The organism is Streptomyces sp. NPDC051020 (genome assembly GCF_040683105.1).
GTDB lineage: Bacteria > Actinomycetota > Actinomycetes > Streptomycetales > Streptomycetaceae > Streptomyces.
The window spans coordinates 20,304-37,723 of record NZ_JBFBCG010000036.1 but is presented as its reverse complement, the minus strand read 5'-3'; the positions used below and the strand labels follow the sequence as shown (position 1 = coordinate 37,723).

Here is a 17,420-nt window from a genome sequence, read left to right as displayed (position 1 = left end):
GTCCGTACTCCTCACTGCTGATCGAGACAGGGAGCGACATCGGCGGCGAACGCCGCCATCTGATCGGTCAGTTCGCCGCGGCTCCGGGTGCGGAATCGCACCTGGATCTGGTGCACCCCCATCGCCCCGTACGCGCGCAAGGACTCGGCGAGCGCCTCGGGCTTCCCGCTGAGCGTGCGCCGCCCCACGGCCCAGCCCGGCTCCCCCACGTACAGCGGCTCGGTGATGGCACCGACGACCAGGGGCGCCTCGATACCGGCCTCCTCCCGCAACGCCCGCACCCTGGCGATCTGCTGCGGCAGCCGGTCCCTCGGATCCCCCTGCGGCAGCCACCCGTCACCCCGCAGCGCGGCCCGCCGCACCGCGGCGGGCGAGGAGCCGCCCACCCAGACCGGAACCCGCTCCTGCGCGGGCCGCGGCCGCTGCCCGAGTCCGGTGAACGAGAATCGTTCCCCGGCGAACTCCGGGTATTCCTCCGGCCCGAGCGCCGCCTTCAGCGCGTCGATGGTCTCGTCGAGCACGGCGCCGCGCCCGTCGAAGTCCGCCCCGAGCGCCTCGAACTCCTCCCGCACATGCCCGGCCCCGACCCCGAGGATCAGCCGGCCACCGGACAGATGGTCGAGCGTGGCGTACTGCTTGGCGGTGGCGAGCGGATGACGCAGCCCGACGACGGCGACATGACTCATCAGCAGGACGCGCTCGGTGATCCCGGCAAGAAAGGCCAGGGTGGCCACCGGGTCGTACCAGACGGTGCCCATGACATCGGCGAGCCGCCGCGGAATCGCGACGTGGTCGCAGCTCGCCAGATAGGCAAAGCCGGTGCGGTCGGCGGTGCGGGCGATCTCGGCGAGATCGCCGGGCCCGGCCGAGGCCTCCCACGCTTCCGTGTAGATGGTGCTCTGCGACTGGACCGGGAGCTGCATCCCGTACGACAGCCGCCCGGTGGGCAGTATCGGCACCGGGTCGCCTCCCTTCCTCCGCTTCCACCCCGACCGGTTTCCCGATCTGACACGTCGTCATTTTCAGGGCGGCTGCCATCGTCGTACCTGACGATGCATCAGACAAGAGAGGGGGAGAAGAACGGCGGATCCGTCACCTCGACCGGCCGCCGGACCGCCATGGACCACCGGGCGACGTCCGCGCATACCGGCGGAACAGAGCCGTCCACGGGAACGGTTCGGTCGGGCAGCGCGAGAGGCCCCGGCGGTCCCGCCCGCCCCCTGCCGGGAAACGGACGGGACCACCCACCGGACCGTCAGCAGTTCGGAATGACCGTGCCGTTGTTGTCGCGCGCCTCGTCGTTGCCCCAGCGCGAGAGGTAGTACGCGGAGACGTACGCGCCGCGACCGTTCTTGCCCGCGTAGACCGTGTCCAGGTCGGTCTTCAGCCACCAGTGGTTGTAGGAGCTGCCCGAGCCGACCTGGGCGCCCCACACCTTGCAGTAGACGTAGTTCGTGCCCGCGTTCAGTACGCCCTGTGCGTCAGCGGTGTTGGCTGCGGCGTAACCCGTCGCATTGGCGAACGTGTCCACCCAGTATTTCCCGCCACCACAACCGTTGTCGCTGGTCAGGTACTTGCTGTTGTACGAGCCGGGGTACGGGGCCAGCGACTGGCCGTTGATCGCGATGCTCTGGCCGACACCGTTGTACAGCTGCTCGTAGTGGATGTGGGCGCCGGAGCTGTTGCCGGTCGTGCCCGTCACGCCGATCTGCTGGCCCTGGTTGACCGAGGCGCCGTCGGCGACGGAGTAGGAGGCGAGGTGGAAGTAGTAGGTCTGCCAGCCGCCGCCATGGTCGATCACGATGTAGTTGCCCGCGCCGCTGGGCTGGGAGTAGCGGTGTGCGGTCCCGCCGGACGAGGCGAGGACCGGGGTCCCGACGGTGGCCCCGCCGTCCGTGCGCACGAAGTCGAGCGCCGATCTGACCTCCGCCGAATGGTGGCTGTAGGTCCAGGTCTGGCCGCAGGGGAACGGTGCCTTGAAGTTCGGCGCCGCTGCGGCGGGAGTCGCGGTGAGCAGTCCTGCGAGCAGAGCCACGAGGGCCAGCAGGGCGATACGTAGGGATCGCATACGTCCTCCGAGTCGAAAATCCGGGCGTGGAGTGCGGTGCGGGGCATCAATCCGGGTTGAACGGACTCAAGAGTGCCGGAGTTTCAGCGTCCCCCATAGACCCACCGGGCCCAGAGAACGCATGCGTAGGGCCCAAAGTCGCGAACAGGCGTGAGTGGTGGCCTGCTTCCATGGCCGACGTCCGGTACAGCGTCTCGATCTCCGAGGCGAATTCCTCCCCTGGCCCGTCGTACGGAGAGGACTTCCGCGGCCGCCGAGTGGCCGGATATACCCCCGCCGAAAGTCGGGTCTTCCGGAGCCCGGGATCACCCTGTGGTGGGACGGCGGTTCCCCCCTGCGCGCGATGCTCCCGCACCGGCGGATCCGTAGCGTCTTCACCATGATCAGTCCTCGCAGCCGGGCCACGGCCACGGCGATCGCCCTGGCCGTCCTGCTCGCCGCACCCTCGACCGCCTTAGCCGCCGCGGGTCCCGGAACCCGTCCCGATGCGACACCTGCGGCACACGCCGCCACCGAGCCGTCGCTGGAGGTTCCCAGGCCGACCGGACCCTACGCGACAGGCCGGGACACCCTGCATCTGACCGACTGGAGTCGCCCGGACCCCTGGGTCCCCGCCGCGGGCGCCCGGCAGTTGATGGTGTCGGTCCACTACCCGGCCCTTCCCGGCAGCGGCACGACGACCGCGCCGTACATGACCACGGACGAAGCCCGGCTGATGCTGGCGTCACGGGGGCTGGAGGACGTGATCCCCGCGACCACGGTCAGCGCCACCCTCACCCACGCCCGCCTGGCCGCCCGCCCGGCACACGGCCGGTTCCCGCTGGTGGTGCTCTCCCCCGGCTTCGGCACTCCGCGAACAACGCTCACCGGTCTGGCCGAAGACCTGGCAAGCCGGGGATACGTCGTCGCGACGGTCGACCACGCCTACGAGTCCACCGGCACGACCTTCCCCGGCGGGCGTCTGCTCACCTGCGCCGCCTGCGAACAGACGTCGACGACGGCGGGCATGGCAGCCGTGGCCACGGGGCGGGCCAAGGACCTCTCCTTCGTACTGGACCGGCTGACCGGACGTCACCCAGCCTGGCGTCACGCCCACATGATCGACCCGCACCGGATCGGCATGGCCGGTCATTCCATCGGCGGCAACGCGACCGCCTCGACCATGGCCGCCGACCACCGCGTGCGCGCCGGGGTCGACATGGACGGCACCTTCTTCGACCCGGTCCCCGCCGGCGGACTCGACGGCAGACCGTTCCTGATGCTCGGCACCGCCTCCGACCACCACCCCGGCGGTGAGGACGAGAGCTGGGACGAGGGCTGGGCACGGCTGGACGGCTGGAAGCGCTGGCTGACCGTCACCGACTCCGGCCACTTCACCTTCACCGATGTCCCCGCGCTGGGAGGCCAGTTGGGCATAGTCGACCCCGAGGCACCGCTCTCCGGCGAACGCTCGATGCGGATCACCCGGGACTATGTCGCGGCCTTCTTCGATCTCCATCTGCGGGGCACGCCCCAACCACTCCTGGACGGCCCGACACCGGACAACCCCGAGGTCGGGTTCCAGCAGCCCTGACCCGCCCCGGACGGGACGGGTCACGTCGCGTCGCATACGCACGTGGCGCTCAGAGCCCGAGTGCCACGTGCGTGCGGTAGTGGGGGCACTGGGTGAAGTCGTCGTGCTCGCAGTCCAGCGCGCACTCGACCGCGCCCTCACCGCCGCGGAGGCCTCGGCCTGGACCGCGGACCAGCGCGCACGCGCCCGAACCGGACGGCTGCTCCTCGCCCTCCCCCTCTTCGTCGCCGCGGGCACCGCTCCCTGAGATGCCGGCCCGCGCCCGCACAACGGCGAGCGCCCCCGGTCCGTCGACGGACGGACCGGGGGCGCTCGGCTGAAGCTGTGGTCGTTACGCGGCGACCGGCACGCTCACCTGCTGCTCCGCCTCGCGTACCTCGACGTCGTCGATCGGGGAGGACGAGGCCGAGTGGTACGCGTCGAGGTCGAGGATCTTCTCGCGCGCCGAGACGATCACCGGGATCAGCGCCTGTCCGGCCACGTTGGTGGCCGTACGCATCATGTCCAGGATCGGGTCGATGGCCATCAGCAGACCGACACCCTCCAGCGGCAGACCCAGCGTCGACAGCGTAAGGGTCAGCATGACCGTCGCACCGGTGAGACCGGCGGTGGCCGCCGAGCCGATCACGGAGACGAACGCGATCAGGATGTAGTCACCGACACCCAGCTGCACGTCGAAGATCTGGGCGATGAAGATCGCCGACAGCGCCGGGTAGATCGCGGCGCAGCCGTCCATCTTCGTGGTCGCCCCGAACGGGACGCTGAAGCTGGCGTACTCCTTCGGGACGCCGAGACGCTCGGTGACCTTCTGGGTGACCGGCATCGTGCCGACCGAGGAGCGGGAGACGAAGGCCAGCTGGATCGCGGGCCAGGCACCCTTGAAGAACTGGACCGGATTGACCTTGGCGACGGTGGCGAGCAGCAGCGGGTACACACCGAACAGCACCAGGGCGCAACCGATGTAGACGTCGGCGGTGAACGTCGCGTACTTGCCGATCAGGTCCCAGCCGTAGTCGGCGATCGCATAGCCGATGAGGCCGATGGTGCCGATGGGGGCCAGCCGGATGACCCACCACAGGGCCTTCTGGAGGAGCTCCAGGATCGACTCGCTGAGGGTGAGGATCGGCTGGGCCTTCTCGCCGAGTTGGAGCGCGGCGATACCGGCGACGGCGGCCATGAAGACGATCTGCAGGACGTTCAGCTCGGTGAACGGGGTGATCACGTTCTCCGGGATGATGCCGGTCAGGAAGTCGAGCCAGGAGCCCGCGCCCTCCGGCAGCTTGCCGTCCTTCGGGGTCAGGCCGGTGCCCGCACCCGGGTTGGTGATCAGACCGATCGCAAGGCCGATGGCGACCGCGATCAGCGAGGTGATCATGAACCAGAGCAGTGTGCGGCTGGCCAGCCGGGCGGCGTTGTTGACCTTGCGCAGGTTGGTGATCGACACCAGGATCGCGAAGAAGACGAGGGGCGCGACGGCCAGCTTCAGCAGCTGGACGAAGGTGTGGCCGACCTTGTCGAGCGTGGTGTAGAGCCAGTTGATGTCCTGGCTGCGGGCGAGCCACCCGAGCAGCACGCCGAGGACGAGACCGGCGACGATCTGGGCCCAGAACGGGACCTTGGGTATACGGAAACCGGAGCCGGACGGCTTGCCGGCGGTGGCGGACGCGGGATTCGCGGACACGGACACACTCCTGATGTGACGCATCGGGGCGCACGGGAACGAGACGGGGGGACGGGGGTGCGGCGCCCGCGTCAGGGGCGGCGCCGCTGCATGGTGCCGGTTCGACGTTGCGGCTAACAGACCGCGGACATACAGCGGCAGAGATCGACATGCAGGCGCGCCACGAGCGGAATGCTCGCCGAACGGCGGGGGCGCACAGCTGTCTTCATGCCGAACACGTTAACACTTGAACTTTGAGATCCTCAAAGATCTTCTTTGGGCAACCAGGCCTGCCCGGCCCCGGGAAACGACGAAACCCCAGTACATGAGCGGGAAGCTCGGTACTGGGGTCCGGAAGAAGATCTCCGCGGCTGTGAGGAACCTTACGTGTCCCCCGACACCCACGCGGCCCTCACGGGCTCCACGCGCTCGCTATGCGGCGTCGTCCTCCTGGCCCTGGTTCGCCGCGAGCCGCGCCTTGGCGCGGTCGATCCTGGGGGCGATCTGCGCGGACATCTCGTCACGCTGCTTGCGCAGCAGCACGAAACTGAGGGGCGCGGAGAGAACCAGGGCCAGCAAGACGACCCACATGACGTTGGACCCGCCGAGTCCGGAGGGCAGCAGACCGTAGGTGACAGCCACGGCGACGACGGCGAGGCAGCCGACGAAGATGCTGAGGCGCATCAGGGTGTACCGGATCGTTGCGCTCGGCTTGGCAGCGGACACGGCTGGCCTTCTCTCTACGTACGGCAATCCTGCCCGACCAGTGAAGCATGCCCCGATATCGATCGCTTCGGCGGGCAGGTTCAGCTCGAAGCCCCCCTGCGGTCAGCCCAGCGGGAGCAGCGAGAAAGCCCCGGCCGGGGACGGCGGCCGGGGCTTTCGTGCGGAGCGGTGCGCAGGGACGTGCCGGACGTCAGACGCGCATCGGCTGCGGCGCCTCGCGACGCTCCGCGTCCGGCCCCGGGTACTCGCGGATGATCTCGTACCGGGTGTTGCGCTCGACGGGGCGGAAGCCCGCGTCCCGGATCAGGTCCAGCAGGTCGTCACGGCCGAGCTTGTTCGGCGTGCCGTAGTTGTCCGCGTCGTGCGTGATCTTGTACTCGACGACCGAGCCGTCCATGTCGTCCGCGCCGTGCTGCAGCGCGAGCTGGGCGGTCTGCACGCCGTGCATCACCCAGAAGACCTTGACGTGCGGGACGTTGTCGAAGAGCAGACGCGAGACCGCGAAGGTCTTCAGCGCCTCGGCGCCGGTCGCCATCGTCGTCCGCGCCTGGAGCTTGTTGCGGACCTTGCCGTCCTTCATGTCCACGAAGTCGTGCTGGTAGCGGAGCGGGATGAAGACCTGGAATCCACCGGTCTCGTCCTGCAGCTCGCGCAGTCGCAGCACATGGTCGACGCGGTGACGCGGCTCCTCGATGTGCCCGTACAGCATCGTCGCCGGGGTCTTCAGACCCTTCTCGTGCGCGAGGCGGTGGATGCGCGACCAGTCTTCCCAGTGAGTGTTGTGGTCCACGATGTGCTGGCGGACCTCCCAGTCGAAGATCTCCGCGCCGCCACCGGTCAGCGACTCCAGACCGGCCTCGATCAGCTCGTCGAGGATCTCCGAGGCGGAGAGCCCGGAGATGGTCTCGAAGTGGTGGATCTCGGTGGCGGTGAACGCCTTGAGGGAGACCTGCGGCAGGGCTTCCTTCAGCGCACTGAGGGAGCGCGGGTAGTAGCGCCACGGGAGGGTGGGGTGCAGTCCGTTGACGATGTGCAGCTCGGTGAGGTTCTCGCCCTCCATCGCCTTCGCGAGGCGGACGGCCTCCTCGATGCGCATCGTGTACGCGTCCTTCTCGCCCGGCTTGCGCTGGAACGAGCAGTACGCGCACGAGGCGGTGCACACGTTCGTCATGTTGAGGTGCCGGTTGACGTTGAAGTGCACGACGTCACCGTTCTTGCGCGTGCGCACCTCGTGGGCGAGGCCACCGAGCCAGGCCAGGTCGTCCGACTCGTAGAGGGCGATGCCGTCCTCACGGGTCAGCCGCTCCCCCGCACGAACCTTCTCCTCCAGCTCGCGCTTGAGCCCAACGTCCATGCGGCTGCCTCCCAGATGTCTCTGACGTGCTGTTCGTTCCACCGGATTCCGCCGTGACGCCGGCAGAAACCCCCGGTCCCCCGGGGGCTCCACCACGGTACGCCTACGGCTCCTCGGGGAGTTCCCCGACCCGGTTCTCCCACTTGGTGGAGAGCACGATCGTCGTACGGGTCCGGGAGACGCCCTTCGTGCCGCTGAGCCGGCGAATGGTCTTCTCCAGGCCGTCGACGTCACCGACCCGCACCTTGAGCATGAACGAGTCGTCGCCCGCGATGAACCAGCAGTCCTCGATCTCGGCGAGGTCCTTGAGCCGGCGCGCGACGTCCTCGTGGTCGGCGGCGTCGGAGAGCGAGATGCCGATCAGGGCCGTGACCCCGAGCCCGAGCGAGGCGGCGTCGACGGTGGCGCGGTAACCGGTGATGACACCGGCGGTTTCCAGCCGGTTGATGCGGTCGGTGACGCTGGGCCCGGAGAGCCCGACGAGCCGCCCCAGCTCGGCGTACGAGGCCCTGCCGTTCTCCCTCAGGGCCTGGATGAGCTGCCTGTCCACCGCGTCCATATGACTGAAACCTTCCATTGTTCAGCAGTACCGCGAGTTTACGTGTAGAATCTAAGGCATACAGAGCCCACGCCCTGTAAATCTTCCAGATATTCCAAAAAGTGCTTTCGAATCCTCAGGAGTGAAAACACCGTGTACACGATCGAGATGGCCTACGCCCGGATGCGCGAGCTGCAGGACCTGGCCAACCGCTCGCGTGCCCACCAGCCCGCCGCCGCGCACCGGATCGACAAGACCCGCACCCCGCGCGCCCCGAAGAAGCGCTGAGTTCCGCCGGGGCGAACCCGGCCTCAGTCACGGGAGCCACCGAGCTTCCCCTCCCACCGGCGGTACAGCTGGTGCGGCACCCCTGCCGCGTCCAGCACCCGCCCCGCGACGAAGTCCACCAGATCCTGGATGTGCGTCGCGCCCGCATAGAACGCCGGAGAGGCGGGCAGCACCACGGCGCCCGCCTCGTCCAGGGCCACCAGATGCTTCAGCGTCTGACCATTCAGCGGAGTCTCGCGCACCGCGACGACCAGCTTCCGCCGCTCCTTGAGCGTCACGCTCGCGGCCCGCTGCAGCAGATCCTTCGAGAGCCCGAGCGCCACTCCGGCCACACAGGCCGTCGAGGCGGGAACGATCAGCATCCCCTTCGCCGGGTACGACCCCGAGGACGGCCCGGCCGCGAGATCACCGGCCGCCCAGTGCCGTACGCCGTCGAGCTCCGCATCGCCCACCTCGAAGGTGTCCGGCTTCCCGTCCGCGCCGCGCGCCAGCCAGCTCCGCAGGTCCTCCCGCCAGCGTGCGTCGCGGAAGGCGATCCCGGTCTCGTCCAGCAGCGTCAGCCGAGAGGCCCGGCTCACCACCAGGTCGACGCTCTCGCCCGCGGCCAGCAGACCACGCAGCACGGCGGCGGCGAATGGTGTACCTGAGGCGCCCGAAACCCCGACAATCCAAGGCTGCCGCTGCTGCTGACTCACTGAAGTCCCGGATTCCACACCCCCGAGCCTATCCGGCGCAGGAGTTGCGGAACCGAGCGAGGGGCTCCGCGCGTTCCGACAGGTGAAGGACAGGCCGTCGACGGCCAAGGACAGGGGGCGGCCGTGACCGGTACCCGTACAGGCACCTCCGCGCGGGCGACAACAGCCGGCGCGCTGATGCTGGGCTGGATCGCACTGCTGTGGGTGCTCGAAGGCATCGACACGGCGACCGGCCAGGCACTCGACACCTACGGCATCACCCCGCGCGAGCCGGCCGAACTCCTCGACATCGTGCCCGCAGCGTTCCTGCACAGCGGGTGGGAGCATGTCGCCTCCAACACCGTCCCGCTGCTGGTCCTCGGCTTCATCGCCGCCCTCGGCGGGATACGCCGGTTCGCCGCCGTCGTCCTCACCGTCATCGTCGTCAGCGGCTTCGGCGTCTGGCTGACGGCGCCGCCGCACACCGTCACGCTCGGCGCGTCCGGCGTCGTCTTCGGTCTCTTCGGTTATCTGCTGGTCCGCGGCTTCGTCGACCGGAGGCCGATCGACATCGTGGTGGGCGTCGTGATCGCCGCGGTCTACGGCTCACTGCTGTGGGGAGTCCTGCCGACCGACTCCGGGATCAGCTGGCAGGGGCATCTGTTCGGGCTGATCGGAGGGGTGGGCGCGGCGTTCGCGTTCCGCCGCCCGCGCCGTAGCACCCGCCCCGTACCCCCCGCCTTCACGGTGTGAGGCCGCGCACCAGCAGGTCCAGCAGGGCACATGCGAACAGCGCGATCCCGATGAATCCGTTGACGGAGAAGAACGCCCGGTTCAGCCGGGACAGATCGTGCGGCCGCACCACGCGGTGCTCGTACACGAACGCCACGGCGACGATCACCATCCCGATCCAGTAGAGCAGCTCCGCACCCGTCGCCAGGCCGAACCAGACCAGCAGCCCGGTCGTCACCGCATGGCAGACCCGCGCCCCCCACAGCGCGGCCGGGATCCCGAAGCGGGCCGGGACCGAGAACACACCGTGCGCGCGGTCCGCCTGGACGTCCTGGCAGGCGAAGATCAGGTCGAAGCCGCCGATCCAGATGCCGACCGCGAGTCCGAGTATCACCGCGTCCCACGACCAGCTGCCGGTGACCGCCAGCCAGGCCCCGATGGGCCCTATGGCCTGCGCGATGCCGAGGATGGCGTGCGGGAAGTGGGTGAACCGCTTGCCGTACGGATAGACGACCATCGGCACGACGGCGATCGGCGCGAGCGCCAGACACAGCGGGTTCAGCAGCGCGGCGGCGCCGAGGAAGACGACGACCGCGACGAGCGCGCCCGTCCACGCCGACCTCACGGAGACGGCACCGGTGACCAGCTCACGGCCGGCGGTACGCGGATTACGGGCGTCGATCTCGCGGTCGATGATCCGGTTCGCGGCCATGGCGAACGTGCGCAGCCCGACCATCGCGATGGTGACGAGCAGCAGGCGCACCCAGTGGATGTGCTCGTCGAGGCGGAACATCGCGGTCAGCGAGGCGATGTAGGCGAAGGGCAGCGCGAAGACCGAGTGCTCGATCATCACGAGCCGCAAGAACGCCTTGACCCTGCCGGTCGGTTGCGCGGGCCCGGGACCCAGCGTCGCTTCGGCCGCACTCACAGCCCGTACTCCTTCCACCGGCGGTCGACCTTCGCCGCCGTCTCCGGATCGGACTCGACCATGTCCGGCCAGCCCCCGTCCCGGGTGTAGCCCTCCTCGGGCCACTTCTTCGTCGCGTCGATGCCCGCCTTGCCGCCCCAGAACTGCTGGTAGGAGGCGTGGTCGAGATGATCGACCGGGCCTTCGGTGACAGTGAGGTCCCGGGCGTAGTCGGTGTTGCCGAGCGCCCGCCAGGCGACCTCGTGCAGATCGTGGACGTCGCAGTCGGAGTCCACGACGACGATCAGTTTGGTCAGCGACATCATGTGCGCGCCCCAGATGGCACTCATCACCTTCTGGGCGTGCTTCGGGTACTTCTTGTCGATCGAGACGATCGCGCAGTTGTGGAAGCCGCCCGCCTCCGGAAGGTGGTAGTCCACGATATCCGGCACGATGATCTTGAGCAGGGGCAGGAAGAACCGCTCGGTGGCCCGCCCCAGCGGCCCGTCCTCGGTCGGCGGCCGGCCCACCACGATCGACTGGAGCAGCGGACGCTTCCGCATGGTCACGCAGTCGATGGTCAGCGCGGGGAACGGTTCCTGCGGCGTGTAGAACCCGGTGTGGTCGCCGAACGGCCCCTCGGGAAGCATCTTCCCGGGCTCCAGCCACCCCTCGATGACGACCTCCGCCTGCGCCGGGACCTGCAGCGGCACGGTCTTGCAGTCGACCATCTCGATCCGCTTGCCCTGGATGAACCCGGCGAACAGATACTCGTCGATATCCCCGGGCAGTGGGGCGGTGGACGCGTACGTCACCGCGGGCGGCGCCCCGAACGCGATCGCGACGGGCAGCCGCTCCCCGCGCTTGGCGGCGACCTGGTAGTGGTTGCGGCTGTCCTTGTGGATCTGCCAGTGCATCCCGATGGTGCGCCGGTCGTGGCGCTGGAGCCGGTAGAGCCCCAGGTTCCGTACGCCGGTCTCCGGGTGCTTGGTGTGGGTGAGCCCCAGGTTGAAGAAGGAGCCGCCGTCCTCGGGCCAGGTGAAGAGTGCGGGCAGCCGGTCCAGGTCCACGTCGTCGCCGGTGAGGACGACCTCCTGCACGGGGGCGCTGTCCGACTTCACCTTCTTCGGCGGCACGTGCACCATCGAGCCGAGCTTGCCGAACGCCTCGCGCACTCCGACGAAGCCGTGCGGCAGCTCCGGCTTCAGCAGGCCGCCGATCTTGTCGCTGATATCGGCGTACGACTTCAGCCCGAGCGCCTTCAGCAGCCGCCGGTCGGTCCCGAAGACATTCATGGCCAGGGGCATCGACGAGCCCTTGACGTTCTCGAAGAGCAGCGCGGGGCCGCCCGCCTTGTTCACGCGGTCGACGATCTCGCCGACCTCCAGGTAGGGGTCGACCTCGGCCTTGATGCGCTTGAGCTCGCCCTCGCGCTCCAGCGCCCGGAGGAGGGAACGAAGATCGTCGTAAGCCATGCGATCCAGTATCGGCCACGGGCTACCCTGGGCCCGTCACCGGGGCGGGACAGTGCCCCGCCATCTCTTTGTGGGGGGACCCTTCCACCATGTTCCGGGCCTTGATCTATCTCCTGCCTCTGGCGCTGACGATCTACGCGTTCATCGACTGTCTGAACACCCCGGAGGACGAGGCCAAGCACCTGCCGAAGATCGCCTGGGTCTTCATCATCCTGCTCTTCTGGATCGTCGGCCCGATCGTGTGGCTGGCCGCCGGCAAGCTGCGCCAGGTGCCCGCCGGAGGCCGGACGCCCTCCGAATGGCACCGCAATCGCCGCCACGAGTGGGTGGCGCCGGACGACAATCCGGATTTCCTGAGGACGCTGAAGGAAGAGAACAAGAAGGACGAGTCGCTCCTCAAGAACTGGGAGGCGGATCTGCGCCGCCGCGAGGAGGAGCTCAAGCGCCGGGAGAGCGGGGCCGGTCCCGAGGAGTCCGCTCCGCCCGCCTCGTAGCGCAAAGACGCACGGATACAGCAGCTGCCCCGGCCGTTCGAGCAGGGGCAGCGGCACTGTCCGCTCCTGCGGGGCGCTTCGAGGGCCGCGTGCACCACGCGCATGGAGCGGCGGTCCGGGAACAGCGCCCCCCGGGGCGCTGTTCCCCGCGTACCGACCACCAGGAGAGACGCGCATGAACGACAGGACCATGCTCGCCACCGCCCTCGCGGAGGCCCGCGCCGGTCTCGCCGAGGGCGGCATCCCGATCGGCGCGGCCCTCTACGCCGCGGACGGCACGCTCCTCGGCCGGGGTCACAACCGCCGTGTCCAGGACGGAGATCCGTCCACGCACGCGGAGACCGCCGCCTTCCGCGCGGCCGGCCGGCAGCGTTCGTACCGCGGTACGACCATGGTCACCACGCTCTCGCCCTGCTGGTACTGCAGCGGCCTGATCCGCCAGTTCGGCATCTCCCGGCTGGTCATCGGCGAGGCCGCCACCTTCCACGGCGGCCACGACTGGCTGGCCGAGCACGGCGTCCAGGTCGTACTGCTCGACGACCCCGAATGCACCGCCCTGATGCGGGAGTTCATCCGCGACCACCCCGACCTCTGGCACGAGGACATCGGTACCGAATAGCGTTCGAAAATCCTCACCCCTCTCCAACACACCGCCGATATCCTGGTGTTGACGATGTGACAGTTCGGATGGGCGTCGGCACTGGGGGTGCTGTGGACAGAGAACTGTACGGACGTGAGGCGATCTTCGGCAACGACGGACTTGCGGCGCGTCTGACAGGTCTCACCCCCTACGGCTCCGCCAGGACCGCGTACGAGCACCGCGACGATCCGCCCGTCGTCGTGCTGACCGGCGGGCGCGGCATGGGCAAGACCGCGGTGCTCAAGCAGTTACGGCATGTGTACCGGGAGATCACCCCGGTCGCCCTGACCGATTGCGAGGCCGTCACCCCGCCCGAGGATCCCGGTCCCGCCTGGACACCCGTCATCGGTGCGCTGCCCGGTCTCGTCGCCCAGTTCGGGGCCCGGGTGCGGGCCGCGCCCTCGGTGCAGTTCCCGCGGCTGAGCCTCGGCCTGGTCGCGGTCGCCTCCATCTCGTGGACCCGGGAGGACGAGACCCGGGCGCAGCGCGATCTCCAGTCGCTCGGCCCGGTGCTGGCCACCGTCCACTCCAAGGGGGACGCGTGGACCGGCTGGGTCACCAAGGTGCTGACGAAGCTGGCCGCGACCACGCTCGACTCCCTGGTCCCGATGGCCGGGCTGCTGGCGGAGGCGACCGTGGAGACGGTGCTGGAGGAGACGTTCAGCCGCATCCAGCGGCGCTCGGCCGACTGGTACGGGACCTATCCGCAGGCGGGCGGCAACGGCCGGATCGGGCTGCGGCAGCTGGCCGTCGACTTCGAGCGCGGCGGCGATCTGCGTCGCCGCGCCGAGGACCATCTGGTGCTGGCGCTGGTCGAGGACCTGGTCCGGGCGTACCGGGGTAGGGCGCGGGGCGCCCGCCGGGGGCGCCCGGTGCTGCTGCTCGACAATGCGCACACGGTGCTGGGGCGGCAGCTGGTCGAGCCGGTGCTGCGGCGGCGCGCCGCCGGGGGCCGTGATCACATCGCCGTGTTCGCCTCCTCCCGGGTCCGGGACCACGAGGGGCTGAGCCATGCGGTGCGGCGCCGGCTGCCGGAGGTGGCGCACGCCAGCCACTGGGCGCGGTCCACGGAGGTGACGTCCGGGATCCTCGCGGTGGGCCTCACCCCGCTGAACGCCTCGCATGTGCAGGCCGCGTTCGACCGGTTCGACCCTGCGGGCCGCACCCCGGCCGGGCTGGCCCGCGGGGTGCACCGGCTGACGGGCGGTCGGCCGCTGGGGGTGGCGCTGTTCGCGCAGGCGGCGGGCGAGGCACGCGAACCGGCGACGCTGGTGCCGGGGGCCCTGTTCGACTGCACGGTGGAGCTGCGCGAGGACCGGCCGCCGGTGCGGGTGGCGGACGAGCTGCTGCGGCAGCTGCTGCCGGGGCAGCGTCCGGACGTACTGAGTGTGCTGGCGGCCGCGCACGGGGAGGAGTCGGCACGGCTGCTGGCCAGGACCCGGCTGCGCGGCGTCCCGATGGACGGCGATGTGGCGTTGCTCGTACGGGATCTGCTGCGGGCGGAGGACTGGCAGGTCGGTCCCGACCACTTCGTCGCCGATCCGCTGCTGCGTTCGCTGCTGCTGCACTGGCTGCGGTTCCAGGACGGCGACCATCCGCATTACGCGATGTGGCGGGCGGTGCACGAGTCGCTGCGCGGGGCGTATGTGCCCGGCGGCAGCTTCCCCAGCGTCCCGCACCGGCTGCACCAGGAATTGGTGCTGGGCGGGGTGGGGGCGTGTGTGACGCATCTGCGGGTGCAGTTCGAGCTGGGGGACGTGGTGCGCTGGCTGGATGCGCTGCGGTTCATCGCCTCGGCGCCGTATCCGCGCCCGCTGGGCGGCGGCGATGCCGATCCGCGGCGGGCGGTCGCTTTGGGCCGGGAGGCGGTGGGCTCGCTGCCGGACGAGGAGACGGGGCTCGCCGGGCTCGACGAGCGGGCGGCCCAGCTGCAGTTGCAGCTTCGCCGGCTGCTCCACGCGGTGTGGCTGCTCTCCGATCCGCTGGCGCTGCCGGACGACGAGGTGACCGAGAAGATGGCGTTCGAGCTGCGGCAGCTGTCCGGGAGACACCCGACGGGCAACAGCGTGCTGTGGGACGCGGCGACGCACTGGCCGCAGGACATCAGGGCGTGGCGGCCGCTGTCCATGCCGCCGGGGCCGCCGGCCCCTGTGCACGGATCAGGACGGACCCAGGGGGACGGTGGCTCGTATGCGTAATCCGTTGCGTTATCGCGTCTGGTACACGAACCGGCAGAAGGCCGTCACGACGGTGCTGACCGGGGCGTTGGTGATCACGTCGGGGTGGTACGGCATCCGCTGGATCACCGCCTCGGAGAACCGGCAGTGCGTGCCGGGTGTGGAGCGCCCGCAGGGCAGTGACGAGTGCATCGGTGTCTCCGGCTCCGGTTACGACTTCGGGAGGGCGAAGCTGACCGATGTCGCGGCGGCGATCGGGCGGGAGAACGCCGGGCTGAAGCCGGGCAAGTACGTGACAGTCGCGCTGCTGCTGCCGCTGACGGCGACGGACGACTCGACGGGTACGAAGATGCGGCGGGAGCTGCAGGGCGCCTTCGCCGCGCAGTACCGGGCCAATCGTCTGTCGAACGAGCAGGTGCCGAAGATCCGTCTGGTGCTCGCCAATACCGGGAAGAACAACCTGTTCTGGCGCCCGGCGGTGGACCGTCTGAAGACGATGACGGGCGCCCCGGACCGGCTGCGGGCCGTCTCGGGGGTCGCCACCAGCAGTGCGGCGGTGAAGTCGGCGCTCAAGGAGCTGACCGCGGCGCACATCGCGGTCGTCGGCACCACGATCACCGCGGACGACATCGCGAACGGCCCGAAGGGCGACCCGTTCCCGGGGCTTGCCCGGGTCTCCCCCACCAACCGGGACGAGGCACGCGCGCTGGCCCAGTTCGGCAAGGTGGAGGCCGACAAGGCGCTGCTGGTGCAGGACACCCGTACCGGCGACAACTACACCGACACGCTGAGGGCGGCATTCGCCACGCGGGTGAGGGGCACCCGGTACGAGCCGCAGTTGTTCACCTCGCCGAAGGACCCGACCGACGAAGGGACCACGGCCAACACGTTCCAGCAGATCACGCATCTGATCTGCGACACGAACGCGGAGACGGTGTTCTTCGCCGGACGCCATACCCAGCTGCGGCAGTTCATCAACGCGCTCGGGGACCGCGGCTGCCAGAACCGGGCGTTCACCGTGCTCACCGGTGACGAGGGTTCGTATCTCGGCGGCGACAAGAAGCTCGACCGCGGTGCGCTGCGCCGCAAGGTGACGGTGCGGTACGCGTCGCTCGCGCACCCGGACGCCTGGGCGGCGGGGAAGGGCGGGTCGACGGTGCGGACGGGCGGCTCAACGGCGGACTACCAGAGCTTCCTGCATCTGCTGGAGGTGGTGGGGAAGAAACCGGTGGGTCCGATCGGCCCGACCGGTGACGCCGATCTGACCGACGGCCAGTTGATCATCGCGCACGACGCGATGGCGACGGCCGTGCACGCCATCCGGCAGGCCACTCCGGACCGCAAACGGCTGCCGCAGCCGGCGGACGTGGGTGAGCAGTGGCCTCGGGTCAAGGCGTCGCTGCGGGTGTCGGGGGCCAGCGGCTGGATCTGTCTGGACAACCACGGCAACCCGTACAACAAGGCGGTGCCGGTGGTGGAACTGGCGCCCGGGGCCGACTCCCAGCGGTTCGTGGCGATCGCCTGGCCGGAGGGGAAGCCCCCGGCTCAGAACTGCTTGCCGCCGTCCTCCGCACCGTAGCTCTCGCGAAGTTCCCGCCATCGGGTCAGCGTCCACCGTGACCAGTCGACGGGGTGCCCGTCCAGGGTGTCCACCAGGTACTCGAAGTGGTTGTGCCAGCCCGCGAGGCAGTCCAGCCGCAGCGCGTCGTCGCCGTGGAACTCGTTGCTGAAGCGCAGGAGCACGTGGTCGCCGCGCGGCGGCTCCAGGTGGAAGCGGATCCGGCCGTGCACCCCTTCGAGGGTGTACTCGGCGACGCGCTCGACGTCCCAGGCGGTGACGGTGCCGGAGGCGACCGTGGCGTTCCCGTCCGGGTCGGTGTTGAGCCAGCGCAGTGTGATCGCCCCGCCGATGCGTGGCTCGAACGGGTCGGCGGCGGCGAGCCAGCCCCGCAGCCCCTCGGAACTGGCAACGGCTGCCCACACCCGTGGGACGGGGTGGGGCAGCCGGAGCACGAACCGCAGGAGGTGACGGTCACCGTGGGTCTCGGCGGTACCACGTTCGATCACGGGGAGTGCGTCGGTCATGGTTCCAGCGTGGCCCGGTGGGGCGCGTT

The 17,420-nt window shown here is 69.7% G+C and carries 18 protein-coding genes; 8 read left to right on the top strand and 10 right to left on the bottom strand.

Annotated features, from left to right (window positions below; translation table 11 throughout):
• Nucleotides 1–11 precede the first annotated feature (11 nt).
• Together AB0N06_RS20760 and AB0N06_RS20755 are read right to left on the bottom strand one after the other, a co-directional pair.
• Complete coding sequence (locus tag AB0N06_RS20760) at nt 12–959, bottom strand: LLM class F420-dependent oxidoreductase (RefSeq protein ID WP_366136146.1); 948 nt, start codon at nt 957–959, stop codon at nt 12–14.
• 296 nt (nt 960–1,255) lie between these two features.
• A complete protein-coding gene (locus AB0N06_RS20755; RefSeq protein ID WP_366136145.1) occupies nt 1,256–2,068 on the bottom strand; it encodes a M23 family metallopeptidase in 813 nt (270 codons plus the stop codon).
• A 379-nt stretch (nt 2,069–2,447) separates the two neighbouring features.
• Between AB0N06_RS20755 and AB0N06_RS20750 the strand changes: the two genes are divergently transcribed.
• Together AB0N06_RS20750 and AB0N06_RS20745 are read left to right on the top strand one after the other, a co-directional pair.
• On the top strand, nt 2,448–3,641 hold the full coding sequence (locus AB0N06_RS20750; RefSeq protein ID WP_366136144.1) for an alpha/beta hydrolase: 1,194 nt from the start codon (nt 2,448–2,450) through the stop codon (nt 3,639–3,641).
• A 67-nt stretch (nt 3,642–3,708) separates the two neighbouring features.
• Entirely contained in the window at nt 3,709–3,888 is a 180-nt protein-coding gene (locus AB0N06_RS20745) for a hypothetical protein (RefSeq protein ID WP_366136143.1), read from the top strand.
• An 84-nt stretch (nt 3,889–3,972) separates the two neighbouring features.
• Here the strand turns inward: AB0N06_RS20745 and AB0N06_RS20740 are convergent, their stop codons facing one another.
• The 4 genes from AB0N06_RS20740 to AB0N06_RS20725 all read right to left on the bottom strand — a co-directional run bounded on the left by AB0N06_RS20740 (nt 3,973) and on the right by AB0N06_RS20725 (nt 7,940).
• Entirely contained in the window at nt 3,973–5,322 is a 1,350-nt protein-coding gene (locus AB0N06_RS20740) for a dicarboxylate/amino acid:cation symporter (protein ID WP_366136142.1), read from the bottom strand.
• A 411-nt stretch (nt 5,323–5,733) separates the two neighbouring features.
• Nucleotides 5,734–6,027: a DUF4229 domain-containing protein gene (locus AB0N06_RS20735; protein WP_366136141.1), complete on the bottom strand. Its 294-nt coding sequence runs from the start codon at nt 6,025–6,027 to the stop codon at nt 5,734–5,736.
• A 190-nt stretch (nt 6,028–6,217) separates the two neighbouring features.
• Nucleotides 6,218–7,381 carry an aminofutalosine synthase MqnE gene (gene mqnE / locus AB0N06_RS20730; RefSeq protein WP_358858356.1) on the bottom strand — a complete coding sequence of 388 codons (1,164 nt, stop codon included), beginning with the start codon at nt 7,379–7,381 and terminating at the stop codon, nt 6,218–6,220.
• A 103-nt stretch (nt 7,382–7,484) separates the two neighbouring features.
• On the bottom strand, nt 7,485–7,940 hold the full coding sequence (locus AB0N06_RS20725) for an Lrp/AsnC family transcriptional regulator (RefSeq protein WP_366136140.1): 456 nt from the start codon (nt 7,938–7,940) through the stop codon (nt 7,485–7,487).
• A 132-nt stretch (nt 7,941–8,072) separates the two neighbouring features.
• Between AB0N06_RS20725 and AB0N06_RS20720 the strand changes: the two genes are divergently transcribed.
• A complete protein-coding gene (locus AB0N06_RS20720) occupies nt 8,073–8,207 on the top strand; it encodes a hypothetical protein (RefSeq protein WP_266984549.1) in 135 nt (44 codons plus the stop codon).
• A gap of 23 nt (nt 8,208–8,230) precedes the next feature.
• Here AB0N06_RS20720 and AB0N06_RS20715 read toward each other — a convergent pair whose 3' ends face one another.
• Nucleotides 8,231–8,902 (bottom strand): UbiX family flavin prenyltransferase, encoded by a 672-nt coding sequence (locus tag AB0N06_RS20715; RefSeq protein ID WP_366136178.1) that lies wholly within the window; start codon nt 8,900–8,902, stop codon nt 8,231–8,233.
• A gap of 177 nt (nt 8,903–9,079) precedes the next feature.
• On the opposite strand from AB0N06_RS20715, the gene AB0N06_RS20710 reads away from it, so the two are divergent.
• Nucleotides 9,080–9,634, top strand: a complete 555-nt coding sequence (locus tag AB0N06_RS20710; protein ID WP_366136177.1) for a rhomboid family intramembrane serine protease — start codon at nt 9,080–9,082, stop codon at nt 9,632–9,634.
• Here the strand turns inward: AB0N06_RS20710 and mqnP are convergent.
• Together mqnP and AB0N06_RS20700 are read right to left on the bottom strand one after the other, a co-directional pair.
• The gene (mqnP, locus tag AB0N06_RS20705) at nt 9,624–10,541 is read right to left on the bottom strand and encodes a menaquinone biosynthesis prenyltransferase MqnP (RefSeq protein ID WP_366136139.1); all 918 of its coding nucleotides are present in this window, start codon (nt 10,539–10,541) and stop codon (nt 9,624–9,626) included. The genes AB0N06_RS20710 and mqnP overlap by 11 nt on opposite strands.
• On the bottom strand, nt 10,538–11,995 hold the full coding sequence (locus AB0N06_RS20700; RefSeq protein ID WP_327245798.1) for a menaquinone biosynthesis decarboxylase: 1,458 nt from the start codon (nt 11,993–11,995) through the stop codon (nt 10,538–10,540). Before AB0N06_RS20700 ends, mqnP begins: the two co-directional genes overlap by 4 nt.
• An 89-nt stretch (nt 11,996–12,084) precedes the next feature.
• On the opposite strand from AB0N06_RS20700, the gene AB0N06_RS20695 reads away from it, so the two are divergent.
• From AB0N06_RS20695 to AB0N06_RS20680, 4 genes are all read left to right on the top strand, one after another.
• Nucleotides 12,085–12,489, top strand: coding sequence for a PLD nuclease N-terminal domain-containing protein (locus AB0N06_RS20695; RefSeq protein ID WP_366136138.1), 405 nt, complete (start codon nt 12,085–12,087; stop codon nt 12,487–12,489).
• Between the two features lie 175 nt (nt 12,490–12,664).
• Complete coding sequence (locus AB0N06_RS20690; protein ID WP_366136137.1) at nt 12,665–13,108, top strand: nucleoside deaminase; 444 nt, start codon at nt 12,665–12,667, stop codon at nt 13,106–13,108.
• Between the two features lie 92 nt (nt 13,109–13,200).
• On the top strand, nt 13,201–15,327 hold the full coding sequence (locus tag AB0N06_RS20685) for a hypothetical protein (protein WP_366136136.1): 2,127 nt from the start codon (nt 13,201–13,203) through the stop codon (nt 15,325–15,327).
• A complete protein-coding gene (locus tag AB0N06_RS20680) occupies nt 15,320–16,885 on the top strand; it encodes a hypothetical protein (RefSeq protein WP_366136135.1) in 1,566 nt (521 codons plus the stop codon). Before AB0N06_RS20685 ends, AB0N06_RS20680 begins: the two co-directional genes overlap by 8 nt.
• Here the strand turns inward: AB0N06_RS20680 and AB0N06_RS20675 are convergent.
• Nucleotides 16,852–17,391: an SRPBCC domain-containing protein gene (locus tag AB0N06_RS20675; protein WP_366136134.1), complete on the bottom strand. Its 540-nt coding sequence runs from the start codon at nt 17,389–17,391 to the stop codon at nt 16,852–16,854. The genes AB0N06_RS20680 and AB0N06_RS20675 overlap by 34 nt on opposite strands.
• Between the last annotated feature and the right edge of the window lie 29 nt (nt 17,392–17,420).

What these genes read in the sequence shown, in the direction of transcription:
- AB0N06_RS20755 (WP_366136145.1), bottom strand. Translation starts at nt 2,068, where the DNA reads ATGCGATCCCTACGTATCGCCCTGCTGGCCCTCGTGGCTCTGCTCGCA.
- AB0N06_RS20750 (WP_366136144.1), top strand. Translation starts at nt 2,448, where the DNA reads ATGATCAGTCCTCGCAGCCGGGCCACGGCCACGGCGATCGCCCTGGCC.
- mqnE (WP_358858356.1), bottom strand. Translation starts at nt 7,381, where the DNA reads ATGGACGTTGGGCTCAAGCGCGAGCTGGAGGAGAAGGTTCGTGCGGGG.
- AB0N06_RS20725 (WP_366136140.1), bottom strand. Translation starts at nt 7,940, where the DNA reads ATGGACGCGGTGGACAGGCAGCTCATCCAGGCCCTGAGGGAGAACGGC.
- AB0N06_RS20710 (WP_366136177.1), top strand. Translation starts at nt 9,080, where the DNA reads ATGCTGGGCTGGATCGCACTGCTGTGGGTGCTCGAAGGCATCGACACG.
- AB0N06_RS20700 (WP_327245798.1), bottom strand. Translation starts at nt 11,995, where the DNA reads ATGGCTTACGACGATCTTCGTTCCCTCCTCCGGGCGCTGGAGCGCGAG.
- AB0N06_RS20695 (WP_366136138.1), top strand. Translation starts at nt 12,085, where the DNA reads ATGTTCCGGGCCTTGATCTATCTCCTGCCTCTGGCGCTGACGATCTAC.
- AB0N06_RS20690 (WP_366136137.1), top strand. Translation starts at nt 12,665, where the DNA reads ATGAACGACAGGACCATGCTCGCCACCGCCCTCGCGGAGGCCCGCGCC.
- AB0N06_RS20680 (WP_366136135.1), top strand. Translation starts at nt 15,320, where the DNA reads ATGCGTAATCCGTTGCGTTATCGCGTCTGGTACACGAACCGGCAGAAG.
- AB0N06_RS20675 (WP_366136134.1), bottom strand. Translation starts at nt 17,391, where the DNA reads ATGACCGACGCACTCCCCGTGATCGAACGTGGTACCGCCGAGACCCAC.